Here is a 23,478-nt window from a genome sequence, read left to right on the forward strand (position 1 = left end):
TTTTAGATTGACATTTTGTAACTTTTAAAAAAATCACTGTAAAGAAAATGATCATTTTAAATCTAATTTTATAAGTCACTTAAAATTTTAGAAATCATGAGATCAATCTGGACGGGTTCAATAAGTTTTGGACTGATTAATATTCCCATAAAAATATTTTCTGCTATTCAAGAAAGCAATCTTGATATGGATATGCTGGACAAAGGCGATCATTCTAACATAAAATTTAAGCGTGTAAACGAAAAAACGGGAAAAGAAGTAGCTTTTGCTGATATCGTAAAAGGCTATAAAGTAGACGATAATTACGTCATTCTGGAAGATGAAGATTTTGAAGCTGCCGATGCTGAAAAGACAAAAACAATTGATATACAGAATTTTACTTCAGAAAAAGAAATTGATAGTTTGTACTATGAACAGCCGTATTATCTAGAACCAGATAAAGGTGCCGCTAATGCCTATGCGCTTCTTAGAGACGCGATGGAATCTACAGGAAAAGTCGGTGTTACCAGTTTTGTGCTTCGAAACAAAGAAGCATTGGCCATTTTAAAACCGTATAAAAATGTGATTGTTTTAAATAGAATTCGTTTTGCACAGGAAATCCGAGATACAAGTGAACTAAAGCTTCCAGCGGTTTCTAAAACTAAAATCAAAGAAATCGATATGGCCAATAAATTGGTGGAACAATTGACTGAACCTTTTGATATTTCAAAATATAAAGACGAATACACCGCCAAACTTCTAAAAATTATAAAAGATAAAGCAAAAGGTAAAAAACAAGCAAAACCAAAATTAAATGTCGTTCACAAACAAAGCGATGATTTAATGAGTATGCTAAAAGCAAGTTTAGAAAAGAAGAAATCGTCTTAGTTCTTAGTCGTTAGTTTTTTAGTACTAAGTACTAAAAAACTAACGATTCAAAATAGCCTTAATATCAATTCCTTTTCCTAAAACGGGTTTCCATAAGTCGCCTTTTTGCTCAAATCTTTTTAGAACATTTTTGATTGTAAATTGTTTTGGAGAAAGCTTTGCATTAACTTCGCTCCATTCTAACGGAGTTGAAACTGTCGCGCCAGGTTTTGGACGCACAGAATACGGTGCAGCCAGCGTCTGCCCTTTTCTATTCTGCAGATAATCAATATATATTTTGTGATTTCGTTTCTTGATCGAACGTTCTAAACTTGTAATTTCGGTTACTTTTTGATGTACTTCATGCGCTATAAGTTCGGCAAAAATCTTCACTGTATCATAATCATATTTCCCGCCAAGCGGAATATAAACATGCAGTCCAGAAGCACCAGACGTTTTGCAATAACATTCAGCTTCAAAACCGTCCATTACTTCTTTTACTGCAAGCGCTGTTTCAACGACTTTGGTAAAATCATCTTTTTCAGGATCAATGTCAATTACCACCCAATCAGGATTTTCAATTCGTTTAATGGTAGAATTCCAAGGATTTATATCAATACAACCCAAATTGGCCATATACAAAAGCGTTGCCTTATCATTACAGATGAGATAGTCGATATTCTCATTGTTGGATTCTGAGAATATTTTTTTGGTTTTTATCCATGACGGAATTTTATCTTCGTCGACATCTTTTTGATAAAAACTGGGTCCATTGATTCCGTTGGGAAAACGATTCATAGACTGTGGACGGTCTTTTAAATACGGCAAAATCAAATCTGAAACTTCGCTGTAATATTGAATAATTTCTCCTTTTGTAATCGCATCATCTGGAAAATAAATCTTATTCTGATTGGTGAGGTGCAAAGTTACTTTGCCCAGCTTTAAATCAAAATCATTTTCAGTTTGTTTCGATATTTTTTGGTTCATTTTGGTTTCTTTTTTAATAGTGACACTGCTTTTTCCGATAAACGAAACATCATTGGCGCTTTTATCTACGCGAAGTCCAAGATATACCGGCTGTCGCAGATGATTGTCTTGCGTCCATTCGGCAAATTTAACCTGACAGACAAATTTTGGTTTGATCCATTGAATGGTTTCTCTAAGGGAAATTTTTTCTTCTAAAGGACTTTCGTTTATAAAATAAGGACTGAATTTTTCGTGGAGTTCTTTCAAAACTTCCTGCGAAAATCCCGTACCGCATTTTCCAATATATTTTAAAGTTTTTCCTTCGTACTGCCCAAGTAATAAAGCCCCAAAATATTCCCTTGTATTTTTAGGCTTTGTAATTCCGATAACAATCGCTTCTTCTGCCTGCGTATTTTTAATTTTCAGCCAGTCTTTAGTGCGTTTGTTTACGAGATAAGAACCAGAAGCTCTTTTTGCAATAATTCCTTCTGTATTATTTTTAATTGATTTTTCAAAAAAATTAATTCCTTTTCCTATTACATGATCAGAAAAAAACACGTTAGAAAGTGCCGATTTTTCGATTAGAATTTTCAAAAGTTCTTTTCGTTCCAATAATGACAAATGCGTTACATCATTTCCGTCAAGATTCAAAATGTCAAAAACATAATATTTCAATTTTCCTTTTCCCGTTTTTAGATAATTTTGAAGCAATTGAAAATCAGAAATTCCAGCTTTTTTTTCAACCACAACTTCGCCGTCCAAAATAGCTTCATGCTCTATTTTTTTCAATTCATCAGCAATAATCTGAAAGTTCTTAGTGAATGAAATTTCGTTACGACTATATAAATCTGCGCTGTTTTCTTTAATAACAGAAATGGTTCTGTAACCATCATATTTGCTTTCAAAAATCCAGTCTTCATCATCAAAAGGTTTATCGGTAAGGCTGGCCAGCATGGGTTTCTTAAAACTTAATTTTGACTTTTTTACAGTAGTTTTTGTCGGTGTTTTTTCCTTTTTCTCTTCTGATTTTTCTTCTGATTTTTCAGCTTCTATAATCATCGTTTCTAAACTTTTTCTAGAAATCACCGATTTGTTTTTCAACAAAATATCCTCTTTAGAAACATATTTATCTTCTCTTTTAAGCAAGAGCCAGGCATTTTCTTGTTTACCGTGCAGTTTTACCAGCGAAAAACTACCTTTTAGTTTTTTGCCTTTTAATACAAATCGCAAATGTCCTTTTTTAAGATCGTCTAAAAGCTGTTTTTGGGGCGATTTCCCTTCGGCTACTTCAAGCGGTTCATACGTTCCATTATCCCAAACAATGACATTTCCGGCGCCGTAATTGCCTTTCGGAATATTTCCTTCAAAATCTTTATACGAATACGGATGATCTTCAACCTCCATGGCGAGTCTTTTAGTATCAGGATCTAAAGACGGACCTTTTGGAACGGCCCAGCTCTTGAGAACACCGTCCATTTCTAAACGAAAATCATAATGCAGATGCGAGGCCGCATGTTTCTGAATCACGAAAACCAATTCATTTTTAGAGCTTTCCGTTTTTCCTTTCGGTTCTTTCGTCGATTTAAAATTTCGTTTCTGGTTGTATTTCGTTAAAGACATAAAAGACAGTTTTAAGATGTTTAAAAACCAAAAGCGTGCTGTGTACAAGTAGACAGCACGCTTTTATTATTAGCTTTTTGTACTAATATTAATGACCTGCACGTCTAGTATCTGTTGATTTTGCAGTATCGTTTTTTCCTCTAGAACCCGTATTTGATTTTTGAGTTTTTCCAGAATTTTTCATTCCGGATTTCGAATCTTTTCTTGAAGTTTCCATAACATTTGTTTTTAAATTACAAACACAAAGTTCTAGAATACAACGCATTAAATAGTTACAGAATTTTTTATTTGAATTACAGTTTTACACCTTCAAAACACAAGAACCTTATAATAGTATAAAAATCGGATTAAATCATGTAAATTTTATTCACAAACAATTTGAATATTTACACTACCAAATTTTATTTAATTCATATTTAAAACTTTTTAACAAATGGCAGATACCATATATATTGTTTTAGCTGATGACGATGCAGATGATCGTTCTTTTTTTGAAGAGGCTTTTAACAGTACACAGCTTCGATATAATTTGAAAATGTTTAATGACGGCGAAGAATTAATGAATTATTTAAAAGCACCCGACACCGTTTTACCGAGTATCGTATTTTTGGATTTAAACATGCCGCGCAAAAACGGAATTGAATGTTTAAAAGAAATTCGAGACGATAAAAATCTTAAAAATTTGTCGGTTGCAATTTACTCCACTTCTTCTAATTCAGAAGATATTCACGATACTTTTGTGCTTGGTGCCAATATCTATATTACGAAACCAAACAATTTTAGAGAATTGGTCAGAGTTCTGCATAAAGTTGTCACCGTCAATTGGCAGTTTCATACCGCCAATCTCAACAAAGAAACTTTCTTAATGACTATTTAACTCAAAATAAATCAACCCTTTAATGCTTAATTAAAGGGTTTTTATTTTTTTGTAATACACAAACTGAAAAGTAATTCTAACTCTCCTATCGTCTTGCTGCTTTTTCGTTTCATTTTATAATATGAAACATACTTCTAAGAAGTTCATTTTAAATTTTATCTAACTTTAACTGACTCAGATGCTATTTTGAGAATGAGTAAAATTTAATAAAATTAAAGACGATGAGAGTATTCAAAAAAGGTTTTGTTTTATTAGTTATTTTTTTCCTTACACAAATTTCAAATGCACAAGACGCGCCCTATTCTATAGGCTTTATTCCGGCTTCTATATCAGAAGGCGATATTGCATTTCCGATTTATGAAAAATGGCATCTCAGCGGTCAAGCCGATTTTCAACTCGTGACGCAAGGAGCCTATACCAACGGAAATCCTTTTGAGTACACACAGCGCAAAGTAATTCGGCCTTGGCTTATTTATTCGGGTTTTAAAAATATAAAATTATGGCTCGGTTATGCTCATAATCAAAAATATGCTGTAGAAGAAGCCGGAAATTATAAAACACTCGAAAACAGACTTATTATAATGGGAACATTTTCTCAAAATATGCCCAAAGGAAACATCTTCGAGCAAGTTCGTTTTGAAACTAAATTTTTTGACGACAGAAACGGAACCCCGCAGACAATTCCTAGAATTCGAGTTCGTTTTGGAGTCAATCATTTTTTGAAACAGACTAAAGAAAAACCCATTTTTTTGGCGCCAAACATTGGTTATTACACCGAATTGATGCTCAAATTTGCTTCTAAAGATTATGCAAAAGAGCATTTTGATATTTTTAGACTTTCTGTTTATTACACAGCAGGAATTACACCCAACATTCATTTTTTAGCCGGTGTAATCGGTCAAATGCAATTGCGTACCAACGGAACTCAATTTGACGTTTATTATGGTCCAATGGCATCTATAAAATATACGATTAAACCCAAAGAAAGAGAAACTTTTGACAGTGTTGACGGCGGTGCAGATTAAATCCTTACACAATATGCTTGATTGTTTTTTCTGAAGAAAACTAAAACGGGTTTTAAAACAAAAAAATGCCAAATTTTTGATAAATCCCATTCAATAAGGCAATAAATCCTATCATTAAATGTTTATAATTAATAACAATAACACATTTAATTTTAAGAATCAATCGTATTGATTAACACGTATAAAGTATGAAAAAAGTCTTTTTTTTATTAGCCATAACAACTTTCTCTTTACAGGGATTTGCACAAGAACTCAACAACAAATACAAAGCGATTCCTTCTAAAAATCCGCCAAAAGAAGTGATTCCGCCGAAAGAAGTTTCGCCAAAAGTAAATCCGCCTGCAGTTGTAGAAAAGCCAGAACCTCTAAAAGTAGATCCAGAACAGTTGTTTAAGGATACTAACATATACAAACAAGAGTCTAATGTAGACGGAATTTTATATAGAAGAAATCAGTTTTTGGGCAACTTTACTACCACAGCGGTTACTTCGACCATTATGTATCGTGACGCTGCTTTTGTAGACGGAGATAAAGTAAAAGTATATTTAAATGATAAAGTAATTGAACCTGAAGTTTCGTTAACAAGCGAATTTAAAACGGTCAAAATTACGCTGGTTCCTGGCATCAACAAAATAGATATCGAAGCCTTAAACGAAGGTTTTGCTTCTCCAAATACAGCCGAATTTAAAGTTTATGATGATAAAGGAGCTGTTATTTCGTCAAGCGAATGGAACGTAGGAACGGGCTACAAAGCGGTAATTGTTCTGGTAAAAGAATAATTCAAATCATAAAAAACATTTAAAACTGCTGCTTTCAGCAGTTTTTTATTTGGATATATGTAGTCAACTACGTAGTTTTGTACCTATAATTTAATTTTATTCAAAAAATGCGTATTCAGCCTATCCAAAATGAGTTTGAAAAAGAAATCATCGATTTGATTTTAAACATTCAGCAAAAAGAGTTTAACGTGCCGGTAACCTTAGAAGACCAGCCGGATTTAATGGAAATTGAAAACTTTTATTATCAACCAGGCGGTATATTTCTTGGCGCTTTTATTGACGAAAAACTTGTCGGAACTATTGCTTTGGTCCGATTTAGTGAAAAAGCTGGAGCGATTAGAAAAATGTTTGTCAAAAAAGAATTTAGAGGAAAAGAATTCGGAATTGCACAACAATTGTTGGAACAGTTAATTACTTTTAGCAAAGAAAACGACATTAAAGATTTATATTTAGGAACGGTAACCATCCTGCAGGCGGCTTTGCGTTTTTACGAAAAGAATGGTTTTGAAACCATTGCAAAAGAATCGCTCCCACCCGATTTTCCGTTAATGAAACCTGACAATGTATTTTGTCACTTAAACTTAAAATAAGATGAATATAATTGATGAAATCGGTATTCTGGCCATCTCAACAAGATTGCAGCGTTTAAGCGAACAATTACGAAAAGACGGTGCACAGATTTACAAATCTTTCGATATTGATTTTGAACCGAAATGGTTTCCGGTAATTTATACGCTCCACATAAAAGAAATGCTGAGTGTAGTCGAAATTGCAAATGAAATCGGCTACAGCCATCCATCAACTATTAGTTTATTGAAAGAATTGGAAAAACAGAAAATCATCAGTTCTAAAAAAGATAAATTAGACGAACGCAAAAGACTGATAGTTTTAACTGCAAAAGGAAAAGAACTTGTTGTTAAAATGCAGCCGGTTTGGAGCATCATGAAAAAAGCGCTAAACGAAATAACAGACAATCAAAATAATCTTCTAAAAGCAATTGAAGAAGCCGAGCAAAATCTCGAACGCCAAGGATTTTTTCAACGCGCCGCGGAGCTTAAGATGTAAATTTTAGATTTTAGAATTTAGATTTTAGAATTTGGAATTTTTTAAAACACATAGAAACATAAATTTTTTAAACTTAATTAAAAAGACTAGTAAAAAGAAACTCGTTTCTCGCACATAGCTATGTTTGTTTAAACAAAATGAAATGCCTTTCTACACCAATAAAAGCTATGTCTCTATGTGTTTAATTTTATTATCATTGACATTGACATTGACATTGATATTATATTGGAATTTAATTTTTGGAATTTTTAAAATTCCCTTATTCCCTGCCAGTAATCTTTTTACGGTGATTTGCGCCCCATTTTGCAAGCGAGTCTATTACTTCTTTTAAGGTATGGCCGTATTCTGTGAGTTGATACTCTACCGTAATAGGCTGTGTATTAAGAACCGTTCTCGTAACTAGCTGATTTTCTTCTAGATTTTTTAATTCTCTGCTAAGCATTTTTCCCGAAATTCCTTCAACTTCTCGAAGCAGGTCTGTAAAGCGTAAGGTATTAAAACACAATGATGCAATTATGGCGATTTTCCATCTTCCGTTTAAAATATCCATGGCGTCGTGTACAGCCAATATTCTTTTATTGCAGTTTGTTTTATTGTGTTCAAGCTCTTTTATCATACTGATGTTAGTTAGTTACCTCAATGTTACAGTTACTTTTGGTAATCAGATGACAAAAATACACTTAAAGTGTTTACATTTGAAAACAATTTTAAATACAACAAAAAATGACCTTAATAGAAGCTCTAAAGTGGCGTTATGCTACCAAAAAAATGAACGGACAAGCTGTTCCGCAAGAAAAATTAGATTATATTCTTGAAGCTGCAAAACTAGCTCCATCTTCGTCTGGTCTACAGCCTTACAAAGTTTTTGTGATCTCGAACCAAGATTTAAAAGAAAAAATTAGAGCCGTAAGTTTTGATCAAAGCCAAGTTACAGATGCTTCTCACGTTTTGGTTTGGGCTGCATGGGACGGTTATAGTTTAGAAAAAATCACAACTGTTTTTAACAGAACTACTGAAGAAAGAGGTATTCCTGCAGAAGCAATGGACGAATATAAAGCGAGACTTTGGGGAATGTACGAACCTCTAGGACAAGAATGGCACGCTAATCATGCTGCTAGACAAGCTTATATTTCTTTTGGTTTGGCAATTGCCGCTGCTGCTGAACAAAAAGTAGACGCAACTCCAATGGAAGGTTTTATTCCGGCAGAAGTTGATAAATTATTAGGCCTAAATGAACTTGGTCTTAAAAGTGTTTTAGTGTTACCTCTTGGTTATAGAGACGAAACTGGAGACTGGCTTGTAAACCTTAAAAAAGTACGTACGCCGCAAGACGAATTTATAACTGAAATTAAGTAAAAAACTTTTCGTTTTGTTTAATTTACAAATGCTTCTAAGACTGCTTAAAACGCTCTTTTAGAAGCATTTTTGATTTAGTTGAAAATCAGAAAAACAGTTAAAGGTCAAACAAAAAAAGCAGCTTAAAGTTAAATAAGACAGCATCTCAATCTTTTTTTAATTGTCGAACAAAAAACGTACTCAAAGCGGATAATTAAATAATATTGTATACCTAATTTTGTTTCATCCAAAACAATTCAATCCTTTTAAAAATAATTTAATTTTAGAACTATGTCTGATTTTTTAACCCAATTCGGAGAAGACTTAAAGAAAAACGTGCCTGGTTTTATCGGCGTTTCTGTTGCCGAAATTGCAAGCGGTATGTCCTACTACTCGCAATCTGTGCTGGCTGATTTTGACCCAGAATTAGCGTCTGCTTTTAACCTTGAAGTGGTAAAAGCAAAAATGAATGCCATAAAAGCATTAAACCTACAAGGTCAAGTAATTGACAACATTATGATTACTTTGACATCGCAGATTCACATTGTAGATGTTTCTGACAATCAAGATTATTTTATTTATCTTGCTGTAGATTCAACAAAAGCAAATTTAGGAATGACAAAATCCATCTTAAATAAATACAAAAAAGAGATCGCTGCAAAACTTTAATACTTTAGTTTTCAGCATCATTAAAAGGAATATTCTAGTAGGATATTCCTTTTTTTATTTTCAGTTGTGTACACTTCAATGAAAAACTTTATATTTAACATATAAACTGTGAAGCACATTAATGGAATTAAGAGCCTATTTTGAAAAATATCCTGACGAGGCAACCTGCATTGAAGAATTGAAAGATAAAAGACTGCAGCATGGACTAATCTGTAAAAAATGCAGTCATGACACGCACTCTTTTAGGAGGACAGATCTAAAATTTCAATGCAAAAAATGCGGTAACCGAATCAGTCTTCGATCTGGAACAGTGATGGAAAACTCGAATCTGCCTGTTCGTTATTGGATGATCTGTATCGAATTGATGACTTTAACGCATAAAAAAATGCCGATTCTAAAGATTCAATATTTATTAGGACATAAACGTTACGAACCTATTTGGCTTATGGTTCAAAAAATTCGTATCGTAATGCGTATCAGAGACGAAAAATACAGATTAAGGGCTTATTCTCAATTTGATCCAGAGTTTCTTCAAAAAATTGATACATTAGTATTGAAGAAAAAAGAGAAATAATTCCTCAAAATCTTCAATTCCAATTTTACATTCACACATGCAAGCAGATTTACGAAAACATATTGAAAAAATTATCCCTTTAACCGATGACGAATATGCTTTTGTAATTTCGCATTTCATTTCAAAAAAATTCAAAAAACACCAATATCTCATTCAGGAAGGCGATCCTGTAAAATATTCTTATTTTGTAATTTCCGGACTTTTAAAGTTAGTTTTTACTGACGCTAAGGCCAAACAGCACATCGTTTCTTTTGCTATGGAAGATTGGTGGGAAAGCGATTATTATGCTTATTTTACCGAAACAAATGCCACAATGTCGTTGGAATGTCTTGAAGATACTGAAGTTCTTTGCTGTACTCTAGAAGATTACAAAAAGCTTTGTGAAGGTCTGCAGAAAATGGAGCGCTTTTTTCTAGACAAAGCTACTTTTGGTTTTCTGGGTTCGCAGCGACGCATTATTTCCTGGCAGACTTCGAACTCTAAAGAGCGCTATGAACAGCTTTTAAAACAATACCCTACTCTATTTCAGCGTGTTTCAAAAAGTCTTATTGCTTCTTATCTTGGTGTGTCACGCGAAACTTTAAGCCGTTTATCCTCTTAAATGTGACAAACCGCACTTTTTATTTGTGAGAAACATCAACGGCAGTTTTTACGATTTATATGCAATTTTGTCTTGTAATTTTAAAGCAAAACAAAATGGAAAAAAGAGTTATAAATCCGTGGGAATGGCAGAACGAACGCAGTTATGCACAAGCAGTAGAAGTTAAAAATCCGCAGGGCACTTTGTACGTTTCTGGGCAGACAGCAATTAGCGCCGACGGAATTTCGAGCGCTGAAAACATGGAATCTCAAATCGTTCTCGCTCTAAAGAATCTGGAACAGGTAATTACAGAAGCCGATTACGAATGCAGTGGGATTGTGCGACTCAATATTTACACAACTTCAACCGCCGAACTTTGGCCTCATTTTAATATCATTCAAGAATGGGTGGCCAAACACAATATTAAACAAGCCACCACATTATTAGAAGTTACAAGTCTTTTTGAAACTCTAAAAGTCGAACTTGAAGCTACTGTTGTAAAATAAATAAAAAAAAATGCTGTGCAGCTATCCTTTGCACAGCATTTATATTTTTAATTATAAATTATCAATTATAAATTGATTTTAAACTTTTAACTGTATAGTTTACAATTTATAATTACTATTTCTTTTTATTCTTTTTCGCTTTAGCTCTTTTTGCTTTTTTCTTAGCGATTTTTTTTGCTTTTGCTTTGTCTTTTGCTTTTTTAGCTTTGTCTTTCTTTTTTGCTTTAGCTTTTAGTTTCGCTTTTTTTGCTTTTTCTTTCTTTTGGTCTTTCGCTTTTTCTTTTTTCTTAGCAGCCGCTTTTTTCTTTTTTAGCTTCTCTTTTTTCTCAGCAAGCTGTTTTTTATCTTTTTCTTTCATCTTTTTATTTTGTTTTTTATTCTTAGATTTATCTTTTGTTTCATCCGTCGTCTCTTCTTCTGTTTCAGAAACTGCTTCTTCGCTTTCTAGTTCTTTTGGCTCTTCCAAAATAGATTCTGTTTCTATCGTTTTTTTCGGAGTTCTTTTTGCTTTTGGCTTTGACTCAGGAACAGCTTCAGTTGCTGCAACTTCTGTTTCTACAATTTGAGCCTCATTTTGATTGCTTTCTTCTGCAGGAACGACAGTGTTCTTCTCTGCTTCTTGTTCAGATTCGTTAGTAAGTACTTCTTTTGTCATTATTCTTTTAATTTTAAGAATTTATTTGAATTAAATTTTACAATTACAAATTTCTAATGTTACTAAATCATTAAATTAACATCAAAAAATAATAAACAAATATAAAATGAAAAAGACATTCGCCAATGTTAAGTTTTTACTGATTCACAAAAACCGTATACAAACATTTAAAAATCAATAACTTACCCAATGTTAAGTTTTTCTTTACGATTTTGTATAATTTTAAAACGCTTGTAGAGGACGTTCAAAAAACAATTTTACGCTGTAGAAATAACAACAATTTGCATAATTTCGTTTAAAACTTAGAACATGCACAACGATTTAGAATACAAATCTGTAAAACCGAATCAAGATCTTTCTGATTTTGTAGATAGTTTTTGGTGTATGCATCATAAATCGGAGCAGGCTTTAGAAACAATCGGTCTTCCCGACGGCCGAATCGATTTATCACTTATTCTGACTCCAGAAAATTCTTTTCAGATTCGGCTTTTGGGTTTAGGAACGCAGCAATATGAAAAAGGAATAATTCCCGCAAACAGTTTGACTTTTGTTATCAGCTTTAAACTTCCTGCTGTGGAATATATTTTTCACGAAAGTGTCGCATCTCTTGTCAATTCTGGAAAATTTCTAGAAAACACTTTTTGGGATTTCAACGAAAAGGATTTAGAAAACTTTGAATTATTCTGTGAAAAAGCTTCGTTAAAAATCCAATCTTTACTATCCAAAGAACTGGATTCCCGAAAACAGAAACTCTTCAACCTTATTTACAAAACAAACGGCGACATGACCGTCAAAGCATTGGCAGAACAATCCAACTGGAACAGTCGTCAAATCAATCGCTACTTTCAGCAATGGTTTGGAATTTCGTTAAAAGCCTATTGCAATATTCTTCGGTTTCGTACTTCACTGGAACATATTGCAAAAGGAAAACTATTTCCTGAAGAAAATTTTACCGATCAGAATCACTTTATAAAAGAAATCAAAAAAATTTCGGGCTCACTTCCAAAAGAATTATTTCACAATAAAAATGACCGATTTATACTATTATCGGCTCTTTCGTCACAATAATTTTGCTGCATTAGATTTTAAACAATAAAACGATGTTAGTTCAAAATAAACGAATCGCTGTTATTGGCGGCGGTATGGGCGGTTTACTTCTTGCCCGTCTTTTACAAATGAAAAATGGTATTGTAAAAGTTTATGAAAGAGATCTCAATCAAGAAATTAGAGTTCAAGGTTCTCCTTTGGATCTTCACGAAGATTCAGGCATAAAAGCCATGAAAGAGGCTGATTTACTGGATGAATTTTATAAAAATGTCCGCCCGAACGCTAGTAAAGCTCGTATTGTAGATCAAAATTTTAAAATTAGATTTGATGAACATCATATTCCCGAAACGGCTTCAGCAAAAAACACAGACGAAAAACAGCATTCTTTGGCAGCGATTTCAAAACCACGTCCAGAAATTGATCGTTCAGCGCTTCGAAATATCTTAGTAAATTCATTGGAAAACGACACTTTGGTATGGAACAGCCAGTTTGATTCTATGGAAAAACAAGGAAACGGCTGGAAAATTCATTTTAAAAACGGTTCAGAAGCCTATGCCGATTTAGTAATTGCTGCAGATGGAGCCAATTCTAAAGTCCGTCCATATTTGAGCAAAATAAAACCGATTTATTCTGGCATCACGATGATTGAAGGCACAATTTATAATGCGAAAGAAAATGCCCCAAATTTTTTTGATTTTTCTAAAGGCGGTAAAGTACTTGCTTTTGGAAATGAGCAGACGATTATGTACGGAACAAAAGGTGACGGTTCGCTTATGTTTTTAACCAGCACTAAAACTCCTGAAAACTGGATTACAGAAAGTGATTTGGATTTTAATGATCATCTAAAAATGTATGAATGGTTTAAAGAAGTCTACAAAGATTGGAGTTTTGAATGGCATGAACTTTTTACGAGTCAGGAATTGTATTTTATACCACGTCCGCAATATTATTTTCCGTTAAATCAAACTTGGGAAACTCAGGAAAATCTAACGATGATTGGCGACGCCGCACACAGAATGCCACCGTTTGCAGGAAAAGGCGCCAATCTTGCTTTGCTGGATGCTTTAGAATTAGCTGAAAATTTAACCTCTACACCATTCTCCGACATCCTATCGGCATTATCAGATTTTGAAAAACGAATGATAAAACGTGCTGCCGAAGCAACAAAAGAAACTTTGACAAATGCAGAACAGCTTTTTGGAGCAGATGCTTTAGAGAAATTGGTTTCTATTTTTGAGAAAGCGAATACTATTTCATAAAAATAAAAAAGCTCTAAATCTTAATAACTTAGAGCTTTTTAAAATTATATATTGAAACAATTTAGTCCCATTTATTAGTATGAGAAACGGCATATTTTCCTGCTCCTGTAAAAAACAAAGCAACAGATCCTAACAAATACAGCCCTAGTAACTCTAATGCATAACCACCGTGTTCGCTTATTGAGAAAATCTCATTCGCATGTGCAACCGCAATAGCCACAATACAGTTGATTGCAAAAATTACCGAAGCGATTTTGGTACGCCAGCCCAGTAAAATTGCCAAAGGCGCCAATACTTCTCCGATGTAAACAGCGTAACCAACTGCTCCCATATTTTCTACAAGAAATGAAATTCCGTGAAGAATTTTTGAAACTCCGTGAAAAAGCATTAAACCTCCAACGCTGATTCGTAATACTAATAATCCTAAATCTGTGTTTTTTGAATTCATATAATTAAGTTTTGGGTTTTATATGAAACTAAAATACAAAATTAAGTTGTTCAAAAAAGCTTTTTATTTAGAATTGGTTTAAATAATATGTTTTTACTTTGGATTTTTTCCAGATCGAATTGTTTTAATGTCAAATTCTTTCGAACATATATTTATTCTTTTCAGCGTATTTTCGTTTAGATTTTAAAAAGGCTTTTTTTGACGTTATTTCAAACAAAAACAACAATCAAGCACTTCGTGGTCATTTAAAATAGAAAACGGTCTTAAAATCGACAAAACAGCGCCTTTAAAACATTATTGAAGTTTAACACAAAGCCATTCGCCGCGCAGAATTAATGTATCATCTGCAAAAGCTTCTCCAGACTGCTTGATTATTTTCTCGCTTAAGCGAATGTTTTTCACCACAAATTTTACGAGTTTTTTAAATTCAACACCCGCAAAGAACTCTACTTTATCCAGACTTACGAGCCCAAAAACGCCATCGGCTATACCCAGCATTTTAACGCCCGCGCCACCGCATTGCGCCATTGCTTCTATTAAAATTGTTCCTGGAACCAAGTTAAGCTCCGGAAAACTTCCTTGGAGCCAAACATCTTTTTCTGTAAACGTTTTTAAGCCTATAATCGTTTCAGTCGTAGCAGAAATAATCTCATCCACAAATAAAAATGGGGCTCTATGCGGAATCAAATCTTCTATTTTTTGAGTCATGTTTTAGAATTTTCAACAATGTACAAATTTGATTTGAATTAGCAATATTCTCATTTTTACTGTTTTCAAAACAGACTAAAAAAAGAGATGCCTTTCAGCATCTCTTTTCACGTTATCAACTCTAAAATCAACAAATATTATTCTTCTAAAAGGATAAAAGTTTTATCATCTGCTTTGATTTTAGTTCCTTCAAAAGCAATATCGATTATTCCGGTTTTTCGAGGCGAAACACCGCTATTGCTGTTATGTGTATGCAAAACATATTTCATTTTTCCATTTTTATCATAAAAAACATCGCCATGTCCTGCACCATTTATACCAACATTCTTTTTACTGATTATTGGACTGTCAGATGCTTTTTCCCAAGGTCCAAACGGACTTTTTGCTGTTGCATAACCCACTGCATAATCAGGATTTCTAAAATCATTTGCCGAATAAATCATATAATACAAACCGTTGTGTTTTAAAACTGTCGGTCCTTCTGTTACCGGCCAGCTTACATTTTGGGTATTCTCCCACGGAAGAATACCCGAAATACATTCTTTCAAGGTTTCTTCCTTGATACCCGATAGATCCTCTTTTAATTCGGCTGCAAAAATTCTATTTCCGTTTGTCAGGCGCACGTGATACAAGTATTTCTTTCCGTCAGTATCGATAAAAACAAACGGATCAATCTGCTTTCCTGTACCAAACATTGGCGCTTTCGATTCATTTACAAAAGGTCCAAGCGGACTATTTGAACTGGCAATAGCAATATTTTCATCAGCCGTATAAATCATGTAGAACTTGTTATTGTATTTTAAAACTTGCGGCGCCCAAAAACCTTGCGTTCCAAAAGCTTCTCCTTTTTTAAGAGCCAATCCGTTTTGAGCTACACTCGGACCATTCCATTTTTTCAAATCTGAAGAAGTATAAACCATAAATCCGTTTCCGTTTAATGGCGTTTCTCCAGTAGTAGTTCCGTACAAATAATAAATCCCATTATCAAAAAAAATAGTTGGATCTGCCAGCAATATCGGAGACGCTTTAGAACTTGTTTTTTTATTGATTTCTTTCTCCTGAGAACAACATGCAAAGACAAAAAACAGTGTAAATAAGCTAAAATATTTTTTCATAATCATTATTAAACTTTTTATTTAATTAATTTAAATTAAAAACTAAAAATCAAATAGTTAAACAAACACTATAGAAAACCTCTATAATAGAAATTTGGAAAAAAAACATTATTTTTCCAAAAAAAATTAATCGTTTTTATTTTAAAAAAGAAGCTTAAAAACTTTCTTAAAAAAGGTTCCTTTCTCCTAACATTTAACTCCCAACTTATCACTTTTGAATCGAAAATTTATACAAAGAAACCGTATGATACTTCTCTCCTGCTTTTAATGTGATTTTTGGGAACTTTGGCTGATTTGGTGCATCTGGAAAATGCTGCGTCTCTAAAGCAAAAGCCGTTCTAAAATCATCTTTCGTACCTGATTTAAAGACGTTTTTACTCTGCATAAAATTACCGCTATAAAACTGCAATCCAGGTTCTTCTGTATAAACATCTAAAGTAATACCCGAAATATCGCCTTTAATAGTTGCTGCATGAATAAATCCGTCTTTTTTAAGACCTGATAGCACATAATTATGATCGTAACCTTTACCAAATTTTAATTGTTCGTCTTTTGTTTCGATTCGTTCGCCAATTGTATGTTTTGAAGTAAAATCGAATGGTGTATTTTTTACTGATTTTAATTCACCATTCGGAATTAAACCTTCATCAACTGGCGTAAATTCGTTCGCATAAATTTGTAATTCATGATTTAGAATCGAACCGCTTCCTTCTCCATTCAAATTAAAAAAGGCATGATTGGTTAGATTTACCAAAGTTGTTTTATCTGTTGTAGCTTCATAATCCATTTTAATTGTTTGATCATCTTGAAGCGTATACGTCACTTTCACGTTTAAATTTCCTGGAAAACCCTGTTCTCCATCTGGCGAAATATAAGTCAAAACCAATGTATGATCATCTACTTTTGACGCATTCCAAACCACATCCTGAAAACCTTTTACACCACCGTGAAGTGCATTCTTTCCATTATTTAACGGAATTTGATATTGTTTTCCTTCCAGCGTAAATTTACCTAATGCAACTCTGTTGCCAACTCTTCCGATTGTCGCGCCAAAATAAGGTTCAGTTGAATTTTTGAAACCTTTCACACTATTCATTCCGACCACAACATCGGTTTCTTTTCCGTTTTTATCAGCAATCCACAAACCAATCAATCGTCCGCCGTAATTGGTAAAAGCCGCTTTAATGCCTTTGTTTTCGATCCAGTACAAAGCCACTTTTTTACCGTCGATGATGGTATCAAAATCTTTGGCTTGTAAAACTGATTTTATAGTATCTTTTGTCGTTTCCACAATTTCCTTCGACTCCTGAGTCTCTTTCTTGGTGTCTTTACAATTGAATTGCAAAAGAGCCAATAAAACAACTGCAGCAATTTGAATATTTTTCATTTTCTGATATTTTAAAATTTGAATTTATTTGGACGGAATTGCCAGTTTTGTGTCTTCGCTTACCGGAATCCCTAAAACTGGGAAATCGTTCGAATCCCAGCTTATTTTCTGCATTCTCGGCGATCTCTTATTACCACAACCCTCGCCCGGATTTGAATTGGCGTGATATAAAATCCAATCTTCTTTTCCGTCTGGCGATTTAAAAAAGGAATTATGACCCGGTGCATACACTTTATTTTCTGGAGATTGTTTAAAAATGGGTTCAGGAGATTTCTCCCAAGCCGATGCGTCCAGCAGATTATCACCGCCTTTAAAACGCAATAGTCCTAAAGCATAAAAATCTGTCCAGCAACCACTTGCTGAGAAAACGATAAAAACTTTGCCATTTCTTTCTAAATACTGAGGCCCTTCGTTCACATTTACCTGCGGTGGATTTACCTCATCATGCAATGCTCCATGTGTTTCCCAAGAATGAGTCGGCGAAGAAATTAGAACGCGGTCACCCTCAATTTGCAGCGGGTTTTTCATTTTAGCGATGTAGATATTCTGCTGTCCGTTTTTGTCGCCTTCCCAGCCAGCCCAAATCATATAAAGCTGTTTTTTATATTCAAAAACATTTCCATCAATTGCCCATTTATCGGTTTTAGCAGCAATTTTACCCTTAAAGTCCCACTTTCCTTTAAACGGGTCAGACGATTTATTTTCAAGCACATACATTCTGTGATTATTATTATCTCCGTTATCCGCAGCAAAGTAGCAATACCATTTTCCGTTAATGATATGAAACTCAGGCGCCCAGATTTCTGCTGAATAATTGGTGCCTTTCGGCGGTTCCCAAATCACCTTACTTTCGGCATTTTTAATTTCTGATAAATCTTTGGTTTTCCACAAAACCAATTTATTTCCTAAGGTATTGGTGTAGTAATAATAGCCATTGTAATAGGTGCTGTAAGGATCTGCTCCAGAAGGCAGAATTGGATTTGTGAAAGTTTTCTGCTGTGCAAAACTTATTGTGGTAAGCAGTAAAAGAATTAGGTATTTTTTCATTTTTGTTTTGTTGTGTAGTTTTTAACGAAAACCTTTGTCAAAGTTTAAAACTTTGACAAAGCTGCCATCGGAAAATTGTCAATCTTTGTCCCCAAGGTTGAAACCTTGGGCTATGTTTTCAATACTATTTGTTTAAATATTTCACGCAGATTTTACAGATTAATGCTGATGCACGCAGATTCATCCAAAATAATCGGCTCAAATCATTTTAAAAATCACTTCTGATTCAAAGCATCAATAACTTCTTTATTGACTTTATTAACCTTTTTAAAATCCATTTTATCAACTTTACGATCGTAAGTCATAAAACCGTTTACCTCGCCTTCTACATCGGTTGTCTGTGTGTAAACTGCTGCCGAGAATCCAGATTTCACAAAACCTTTCAAGACATTCGCGTATTTGATGTATTCATTGGTTACTTCATTTGCATTTTTAAATTTGATATAGCCCCAATTGCCATTCGTTCTCCACAAATGTCCTTCGAGAGGCAAACCAATTCCGCCATATTCACCTAAAACCGTTACACGCTGTGCATCATACAAATACAGTTCTGGACCCGGATAATTATGCAAATCTAAAATATCGCCTGTTTGAAAATGATTCCCTCCGCTTGCAGAATTGATCAAACGAGTCGAATCGTACCTCTTAGTCCATTCTGTAATTTCGATCGTTTTAAACTGCCCCCAAGCCTCATTAAAGGGCACCCAAACCACAATACTCGGATACGAATACAAATGATCCATGATTTCTGCCCATTCTTTACGGTAAATATCCTCTGATTTTTGTGAACGTTTTAATTCTGTTCCGTCAAAATACTTTTTGTTTTGCCAGATCGGCTGATCATCTCCGCTTGGCATATCCTGCCAAACCAAGATCCCCAGTTGATCGCAATGCGTGTACCAGCGCTCCGGCTCTACTTTTACGTGTTTGCGAATCATATTAAAACCTAATTCTTTGGTTTTGATGATATCGTATTTCAAAGCTTCATCTGTTGGTGCCGTGTACAATCCATCTGGCCACCAGCCTTGATCTAAAGGCCCAAACTGGAAATAATCTTTGTTATTTAACTGCATTCTGATAATCCCATTCTGATCTCTTTTGGATGAAATCTTACGCATGGCAAAATAACTCTTCACTTCGTCAACTACTTTTCCGCCGCTAATCAAACTGATTTTAGTCTGATACAAAAACGGACTTTCAGGCGACCATAATTTTGGCGCATTCAAAACAATATCGGCGCTTTCTGTGACAACTGTTTTTTCTTTCGCAATTTCTTTTCCGCCGTCCAAAACCGTTACTTCAATTACATCGCCCGCTTCTGCTCCAACAACATCGCTTTTTATGCTAATCGAATTCTGATCGATATTTGGCGTTGTTCTTAAACCTTTGATGCTTTTCGCATTTACTGGTTCCAGCCAAACCGTCTGCCAAATTCCTGTAACCGGTGTGTACCAAATTCCTTCTGGATTTTTAACTTGTTTTCCTCTCGGCTGCGGACCATCATTTGACGGATCCCAAACTTTTACAACCAATTTTTGTGCTGTTCCGTTTTTGATAAAAGGCGTTATATCAAACGAAAATGGTGTATAACCTCCCGTATGTGAACCCACTTTTACATCATTCACATACACTTCGGTTTTCCAGTCGACAGCGCCAAAATGCAGCAGAATGTTTTTTCCGTTCCAATTCGAATCAATACTGAAATTGGTTTCATACCAAAGTTCGTTTTTTGAACCTACTTCTTTCATTACACCAGACAAACTGGATTCTGCTGCAAACGGAACCAAGATTTCGCCGTCATATTTAGAAGGCGCCGTTTTTCCTGCTTCCTGAATGGCGTATTTCCACAAGCCATTTAGGTTTTTCCATTCACTTCTTTCCATAATCGGGCGCGGATATTCTGGCAGCACCTCAGCAGGATTTACCTCCGATGCCCATTTTGTTTTGATTTTATCACCCTGCGGTTTCCATTGCGCATTAGCAATAAAGACAGAAAACAAGGCTGCAAAAAGTATATTTTCTCTTTTCATAATATATTATTTACACATTGTTGCAATAAGCAGTAAATGCTGTTTCTTTCCATTTTAAAGAATTACCAGACTGCTTTTTCCACAGAACAGCCTGGCATTTCAAACTAACTTAACTAACCATATTTTTGTTTATTAAACCATATAAGGCATATAAGTTTATTTCATCTTATCACATGCCAATGAAAAAAACTTTACTATGAACTTATATCACTTATATGGTTCAAAAAAAATTATCCTTTATTTTTTCTCGGTCAAGCCGAATTTACTCACCAGCTTGTTGTATTCATTTTTAGAGATTGTAATCATACAGCCGTGGCGCACTTTTTCTGGAAGACTGTATTTGTCCCAATCCGAGAAAAAAGTATAACCTGAGGCTTGAAACCAAGGTCCGTTTAGGTTATCTGCAATAGATAGACCGTACGAAACTCCTGGATATTGTTCGTAATACATGTACCATATTTTATCATCTGGAGAAGGGATCAACATTGGCGCTTCTCGAAAGTTTGGACTGATAGATTGCTGGGGCAAAGAATAAGGCCCTAAAAGGGATTTCGATTTGGCAATTCGGATGGTTTTTCCTGTTGTCCAATACAAAGTTGGATAGGTTTCGTCTTTAATCACGGCATAGTAGGAATCACCGACTTTACGAAGAAAAACATCTATAGTTCCCATATCCCAATCAAAAAGACGTTTTGGAGTTCCTTCGAAGGTTTTCAGATCTTTAGACAAAACATACAAAGTACGCTGACTTGCCCAATAACGTTCTCCGTCTTCTTTTGTTCCTTCCAAATGCGGGGTATGCCATGTCATAATGAACTTTCCTGACGGTTCATCATAATATAATTTTGGCGCGCCAATTCGCTGTAAAGCGTTAGCATAATCTGGCGTACTTTTTAAATTTGGTGTGTAATCGGAATGTTTTTTCCAAGTAATTAAATCATCCGACACCCAGATATTGATCGCTTTTGCATCGTCTCCTGTATTTCCCGCGATGTAATATTTTCCGTCTGGTCCTTTACAGATATCGGGATGTCCTTTGTATTCTTCAAAAACGCGTTTGCCGTTATTCAAGTTTTTCCAATGAAGTCCGTCTAAGCTAACTGAATAATACAATCTTCCGTAATCTTGATGCGTCATGTGCGCAAAAAGATAGGCTTCGTTTTTTGGTTTTTCGTTTCCTTTTACCTGCCCTGGAGGATCTGGTTGTTGTGCTTTCGCAGAAAATCCGATTACGATTACCGTTATTAAAAGAAGTTTTTTAATGATATTTTTTTTCATTTTGATTGAGATTAAAATGTTTTTTGCCACGAATTGCACTAATCTTCACTAATTTTTTTCCACTCTCGATAGCTGTCCGAATTCATAGATTAAAAGGATTTTTTTTTCAAACATGGCCCAAGGTTTCAGCCTTGGGCTATGTTTTTAAAAGCTTTTTTTGCCACAGATTAAAAGGATTAAAAAGATTTCTTAACACATAGAGACATAGTTTTTCTTTGTCTAAAAAAGACGTTTCACTCATTAAAACACACATAGCTATGTGCGAAAGCGAGATTTTTGGGAAATCTTAAGCAAGGACAATAAAATCTATGTCTCTATGTGTTTAATTTTTCCGCATGAATGATAATCTTTTTAATCTTTTAATCAGTGGCAAACAATTATCTAATTATCAAATTGCCACATTATCTAATTAGCCTTATTCGCCTCAGCTGTCATTTTTTTAATCAAATCGGTTTCAGCTTTGATGTATGGTCCTCCGTCTGTATGCAATACCTCATGAAACCATAGTTTTGGTTCTGCAGTATATGTTTTTGTCCAGCTGTCCCAAGCGTATTTGGTTTGTGTTTTTCCATCAACAAATCCCCAGTTGATCATTCCGACATTGTATTTTCTTGCAACTGGTAAGAATCCTTCAAAAGTACTTCCGTTTGGTCTGGCCATGTATTCTGTACAGATTAATGGTTTTCCGTAGCGCTGTAATTGTTTGATTACTTTTTCGAAATCTTGCGGCGTGTTGTAGTTGTGAAATGAAACCACATCAGACTGTTCAATCTGCATTTTGTGCATTGGCTGCATTTTAGCTTCATCACTCCAGTCTCCTACCCATACTCCTGAAGTAAGAGGCTGCGAAGGATTGCTCGATCTTGCCCATGCAAAAACTTGTTTCAATAACGGTAATATTAACGCTGCTTTATTTTTGATTTCGACTTTTTCGTAAGACGGTCCTGTCATATTATCGGGTTCGTTCCAAACATCCCAGCCTAAAATTCTTTTATCATCTTTGAAATGCGAAACCGTTTCTTTGACATATTTTTCTAAACGAGGATATTGTGTTTTATCCTGAAGCGCTTTTTGTCCTGGACTCTGCACCCAGCCTGAATTATGTGTGTGGGGTTTTGGCGCTCTTTGTTTTCCTAACGCAGGAAACGGATCCCAGCATGAATCAAACAAAACAAAAAGTGTTTTAATGTGATGTTTATCGGCAATAGCCAAGAATCCATCCATACGTTTGTAAAGTCCTTCAGCGTCTTGCTGATGCAGTAAATCCTGAAGATAAACACGCATAACATTCATCCCTAAATCTTCTGCCCAGCCCAATTCCTGATCAATTCTTTTTGGATCAAAAGTATCTGCCTGCCACATTTCTAACTGATTGATAGCCGAACTTGGATAATAATTGGCTCCAACCAGCCAAGGTTGTTTTCCGTACCATTCGTTAGCCTGTTCTTTGGTCCAGATTTCTCTTTTTTCGATTGCTGTAGTTTCGTTTTTAGATGCTTCTGTGTTGTTTTTTGTTTTGTTACAGCTTTGCAATACAAGCCCTGCCAACACAAATGTCAGATACAATTTTACTTTTCTCATTATAGGTTTTCTTATTTTAGAACAAATGTTCTTTGGTGATTAAAGGAATCGGAATTTGGTGCTTTCCGATTCCTTAATAAA

24 protein-coding genes and 1 pseudogene are annotated in these 23,478 nt (G+C 34.6%); 13 read left to right on the forward strand and 12 right to left on the reverse strand.

The features are described from left to right. Nucleotides 1-96: 96 nt before the first annotated feature. A complete protein-coding gene (gene ku / locus ACFSC2_RS22760) occupies nucleotides 97-867 on the forward strand; it encodes a non-homologous end joining protein Ku (protein ID WP_379813396.1) in 771 nt (256 codons plus the stop codon). 39 nt (nucleotides 868-906) lie between these two features. On the opposite strand, the gene ligD is transcribed toward ku, so the two are convergent. Further along, entirely contained in the window at nucleotides 907-3,432 is a 2,526-nt protein-coding gene (gene ligD / locus ACFSC2_RS22765; protein WP_379813397.1) for a DNA ligase D, read from the reverse strand. A gap of 88 nt (nucleotides 3,433-3,520) precedes the next feature. Beyond that, on the reverse strand, nucleotides 3,521-3,649 hold the full coding sequence (locus tag ACFSC2_RS22770; protein WP_379813398.1) for a hypothetical protein: 129 nt from the start codon (nucleotides 3,647-3,649) through the stop codon (nucleotides 3,521-3,523). Nucleotides 3,650-3,865: 216 nt separating this feature from the next. Here ACFSC2_RS22770 and ACFSC2_RS22775 point away from each other — a divergent pair, with 216 nt between their 5' ends. From ACFSC2_RS22775 to ACFSC2_RS22795, 5 genes are all read left to right on the forward strand, one after another. Further along, nucleotides 3,866-4,309, forward strand: coding sequence for a response regulator (locus ACFSC2_RS22775; protein WP_379813399.1), 444 nt, complete (start codon nucleotides 3,866-3,868; stop codon nucleotides 4,307-4,309). A 221-nt stretch (nucleotides 4,310-4,530) separates the two neighbouring features. Next, entirely contained in the window at nucleotides 4,531-5,334 is an 804-nt protein-coding gene (locus tag ACFSC2_RS22780) for a DUF2490 domain-containing protein (protein ID WP_379813400.1), read from the forward strand. 188 nt (nucleotides 5,335-5,522) lie between these two features. Then, nucleotides 5,523-6,113, forward strand: a complete 591-nt coding sequence (locus ACFSC2_RS22785; protein ID WP_379813401.1) for a hypothetical protein — start codon at nucleotides 5,523-5,525, stop codon at nucleotides 6,111-6,113. A gap of 107 nt (nucleotides 6,114-6,220) precedes the next feature. Then, on the forward strand, nucleotides 6,221-6,703 hold the full coding sequence (locus tag ACFSC2_RS22790) for a GNAT family N-acetyltransferase (protein WP_379813402.1): 483 nt from the start codon (nucleotides 6,221-6,223) through the stop codon (nucleotides 6,701-6,703). Nucleotide 6,704: 1 nt separating this feature from the next. Then, a complete protein-coding gene (locus ACFSC2_RS22795; RefSeq protein WP_379813403.1) occupies nucleotides 6,705-7,178 on the forward strand; it encodes a MarR family winged helix-turn-helix transcriptional regulator in 474 nt (157 codons plus the stop codon). Between the two features lie 259 nt (nucleotides 7,179-7,437). Here ACFSC2_RS22795 and ACFSC2_RS22800 read toward each other — a convergent pair whose 3' ends face one another. Continuing rightward, nucleotides 7,438-7,794 (reverse strand): winged helix-turn-helix transcriptional regulator, encoded by a 357-nt coding sequence (locus ACFSC2_RS22800; protein ID WP_379813404.1) that lies wholly within the window; start codon nucleotides 7,792-7,794, stop codon nucleotides 7,438-7,440. Between the two features lie 107 nt (nucleotides 7,795-7,901). On the opposite strand from ACFSC2_RS22800, the gene ACFSC2_RS22805 reads away from it, so the two are divergent. The 5 genes and pseudogenes from ACFSC2_RS22805 to ACFSC2_RS22825 all read left to right on the forward strand — a co-directional run bounded on the left by ACFSC2_RS22805 (nucleotide 7,902) and on the right by ACFSC2_RS22825 (nucleotide 10,842). Further along, nucleotides 7,902-8,534 carry an NAD(P)H-dependent oxidoreductase gene (locus tag ACFSC2_RS22805; protein ID WP_379813405.1) on the forward strand — a complete coding sequence of 211 codons (633 nt, stop codon included), beginning with the start codon at nucleotides 7,902-7,904 and terminating at the stop codon, nucleotides 8,532-8,534. Between the two features lie 270 nt (nucleotides 8,535-8,804). Beyond that, nucleotides 8,805-9,182: a hypothetical protein gene (locus tag ACFSC2_RS22810; RefSeq protein ID WP_379813406.1), complete on the forward strand. Its 378-nt coding sequence runs from the start codon at nucleotides 8,805-8,807 to the stop codon at nucleotides 9,180-9,182. A gap of 121 nt (nucleotides 9,183-9,303) precedes the next feature. Beyond that, a pseudogene (locus tag ACFSC2_RS22815) lies at nucleotides 9,304-9,750 on the forward strand (transposase); the annotation flags it as partial. Nucleotides 9,751-9,793: 43 nt separating this feature from the next. Continuing rightward, the gene (locus ACFSC2_RS22820; RefSeq protein ID WP_379813407.1) at nucleotides 9,794-10,357 is read left to right on the forward strand and encodes a Crp/Fnr family transcriptional regulator; all 564 of its coding nucleotides are present in this window, start codon (nucleotides 9,794-9,796) and stop codon (nucleotides 10,355-10,357) included. A 95-nt stretch (nucleotides 10,358-10,452) separates the two neighbouring features. Further along, nucleotides 10,453-10,842 carry a RidA family protein gene (locus ACFSC2_RS22825; protein ID WP_379813408.1) on the forward strand — a complete coding sequence of 130 codons (390 nt, stop codon included), beginning with the start codon at nucleotides 10,453-10,455 and terminating at the stop codon, nucleotides 10,840-10,842. A 115-nt stretch (nucleotides 10,843-10,957) separates the two neighbouring features. Here ACFSC2_RS22825 and ACFSC2_RS22830 read toward each other — a convergent pair whose 3' ends face one another. Then, nucleotides 10,958-11,497, reverse strand: a complete 540-nt coding sequence (locus tag ACFSC2_RS22830; protein ID WP_379813409.1) for a hypothetical protein — start codon at nucleotides 11,495-11,497, stop codon at nucleotides 10,958-10,960. 309 nt (nucleotides 11,498-11,806) lie between these two features. Between ACFSC2_RS22830 and ACFSC2_RS22835 the strand changes: the two genes are divergently transcribed. Then, complete coding sequence (locus ACFSC2_RS22835; protein WP_379813410.1) at nucleotides 11,807-12,565, forward strand: helix-turn-helix domain-containing protein; 759 nt, start codon at nucleotides 11,807-11,809, stop codon at nucleotides 12,563-12,565. Nucleotides 12,566-12,597: 32 nt separating this feature from the next. Next, nucleotides 12,598-13,803: an FAD-dependent oxidoreductase gene (locus ACFSC2_RS22840; protein WP_379813411.1), complete on the forward strand. Its 1,206-nt coding sequence runs from the start codon at nucleotides 12,598-12,600 to the stop codon at nucleotides 13,801-13,803. Between the two features lie 61 nt (nucleotides 13,804-13,864). Here ACFSC2_RS22840 and ACFSC2_RS22845 read toward each other — a convergent pair whose 3' ends face one another. The 8 genes from ACFSC2_RS22845 to ACFSC2_RS22880 form a co-directional block, all read right to left on the reverse strand. After that, on the reverse strand, nucleotides 13,865-14,251 hold the full coding sequence (locus tag ACFSC2_RS22845; RefSeq protein ID WP_379813412.1) for a DoxX family protein: 387 nt from the start codon (nucleotides 14,249-14,251) through the stop codon (nucleotides 13,865-13,867). Nucleotides 14,252-14,545: 294 nt separating this feature from the next. After that, the gene (locus ACFSC2_RS22850) at nucleotides 14,546-14,959 is read right to left on the reverse strand and encodes a 3-hydroxyacyl-ACP dehydratase FabZ family protein (protein WP_379813413.1); all 414 of its coding nucleotides are present in this window, start codon (nucleotides 14,957-14,959) and stop codon (nucleotides 14,546-14,548) included. Between the two features lie 137 nt (nucleotides 14,960-15,096). After that, nucleotides 15,097-16,080, reverse strand: coding sequence for a glycoside hydrolase family 43 protein (locus ACFSC2_RS22855; protein ID WP_379813414.1), 984 nt, complete (start codon nucleotides 16,078-16,080; stop codon nucleotides 15,097-15,099). 202 nt (nucleotides 16,081-16,282) lie between these two features. Next, nucleotides 16,283-17,461, reverse strand: a complete 1,179-nt coding sequence (locus ACFSC2_RS22860) for an aldose epimerase family protein (protein WP_379813415.1) — start codon at nucleotides 17,459-17,461, stop codon at nucleotides 16,283-16,285. 24 nt (nucleotides 17,462-17,485) lie between these two features. Then, a complete protein-coding gene (locus ACFSC2_RS22865) occupies nucleotides 17,486-18,508 on the reverse strand; it encodes a glycoside hydrolase family 43 protein (protein ID WP_379813416.1) in 1,023 nt (340 codons plus the stop codon). Between the two features lie 215 nt (nucleotides 18,509-18,723). Beyond that, entirely contained in the window at nucleotides 18,724-20,538 is a 1,815-nt protein-coding gene (locus ACFSC2_RS22870; RefSeq protein WP_379813417.1) for a glycoside hydrolase family 2 protein, read from the reverse strand. Nucleotides 20,539-20,775: 237 nt separating this feature from the next. Then, the gene (locus ACFSC2_RS22875; RefSeq protein ID WP_379813418.1) at nucleotides 20,776-21,816 is read right to left on the reverse strand and encodes a glycoside hydrolase family 43 protein; all 1,041 of its coding nucleotides are present in this window, start codon (nucleotides 21,814-21,816) and stop codon (nucleotides 20,776-20,778) included. 405 nt (nucleotides 21,817-22,221) lie between these two features. Continuing rightward, entirely contained in the window at nucleotides 22,222-23,397 is a 1,176-nt protein-coding gene (locus tag ACFSC2_RS22880; protein WP_379813419.1) for a cellulase family glycosylhydrolase, read from the reverse strand. Between the last annotated feature and the right edge of the window lie 81 nt (nucleotides 23,398-23,478).

Origin of the sequence: Flavobacterium artemisiae, from assembly GCF_042678225.1 — a bacterium.
Lineage (GTDB): Bacteria > Bacteroidota > Bacteroidia > Flavobacteriales > Flavobacteriaceae > Flavobacterium > Flavobacterium artemisiae.